The organism is Clostridium aciditolerans (genome assembly GCF_016316925.1).
Lineage (GTDB): Bacteria > Bacillota > Clostridia > Clostridiales > Clostridiaceae > Clostridium_AM > Clostridium_AM aciditolerans.
In genome coordinates this window covers 1-1547 of the sequence record NZ_JAEEGB010000054.1, presented here as the reverse complement: position 1 = coordinate 1547, position 1547 = coordinate 1, and the positions used below count along the sequence as shown (strand labels likewise).

General features: G+C 48.2%; 1 rRNA gene (running past one end of the window). It reads right to left on the bottom strand.

The features are described from left to right. Positions 1-1477, bottom strand: a 23S ribosomal RNA gene (locus I6U51_RS24085) (it extends 1370 nt beyond the left edge of the window). Positions 1478-1547: the final 70 nt, after the last annotated feature.

Here is a 1547-nt window from a genome sequence, read left to right as displayed (position 1 = left end):
GCACATCTTATCCTCCTGCGTCATCCCATTTGTAATAACGTCAGTTGGCGGTATCGGAATATCAACCGATTGTCCATCACCTACGCCTTTCGGCCTCGGCTTAGGTCCCGACTAACCCTGAGCGGACGAGCCTTCCTCAGGAAACCTTAGGTTTTCGACCAATAAGATTCTCACTTATTTCTCGCTACTTATGCCAGCATACTCACTCCTGTACAGTCCACCGCTCCTTTCGGTACGACTTCAATCCATACAGGAAGCTCCTCTACCGCTCTTTCGAGCCCATAGCTTCGGTGGTAAGTTTTAGCCCCGGACATCTTCGGCGCAGGATCTCTCGACTAGTGAGCTATTACGCACTCTTTGAATGAGTGGCTGCTTCTAAGCCAACATCCTAGTTGTCTTAGAAATCCCACATCCTTTTCCACTTAACTTACACTTTGGGACCTTAGCTGATGATCTGGGCTGTTTCCCTTTTGACCACGGATCTTATCATTCGTAGTCTGACTGCTGAGATTCAAGTATATGGCATTCGGAGTTTGATAGGGTTCAGTAACTGTTGTCAGCCCCTAGCCCATTCAGTGCTCTACCTCCATTACTCATTCTCAACGCTAGCCCTAAAGCTATTTCGAGGAGAACCAGCTATCTCCGAGTTCGATTGGAATTTCTCCGCTATCCACAGCTCATCCCATGGTTTTTCAACACCAACGTGGTTCGGTCCTCCACGGAATTTTACTTCCGCTTCAACCTGTCCATGGATAGGTCACCCGGTTTCGGGTCTACGACATGCAACTTATTGCCCTATTCAGACTCGGTTTCCCTTCGGCTGCGCACCTTAAGTGCTTAACCTTGCTACATATCGTAACTCGCTGGCTCGTTCTACAAAAAGCACGTCATCGCACGTAAAAGTGCTTTGACCGGTTGTGGACACACGGTTTCAGGTTCTATTTCACTCCCCTCCCGGGGTTCTTTTCACCTTTCCCTCACGGTACTGCTTCACTATCGGTCACCAGTTAGTATTTAGCCTTGGGAGGTGGTCCTCCCTGCTTCCCACAAGGTTTCACGTGTCTCGTGGTACTCTGGAGCAGATCTAGAGTTTTCTCTTTTCACTTACAGGGCTGTTACCTTCTACGGCGGAGCCTTCCAGCTCTCTTCAATTAAGATACCTCTCCGTTTATGATCTGTCCGCAACCCCAGGAACAAGTTCCTGGTTTGGGCTCTTTCCCTTTCGCTCGCCGCTACTTAGGAAATCGATTTTTCTTTCTCTTCCTCCGGGTACTTAGATGTTTCAGTTCCCCGGGTATATCCCTATAAACCTATGAATTCAGTTTATAGTACACTACGTTAGTAGTGTGGGTTGCCCCATTCGGAAATCTTCGGATCACAGGCTATTTGCGCCTACCCGAAGCTTATCGCAGCTTATCACGTCCTTCTTCGACTACTGGTGCCAAGGCATTCACCATGCGCCCTTTGTAGCTTGACCATCTAAATTAATATTACCTTCGCATTACTGCGTCAGCTTCCTTCATTGCGGTGCTCATTTACCTTAAAGT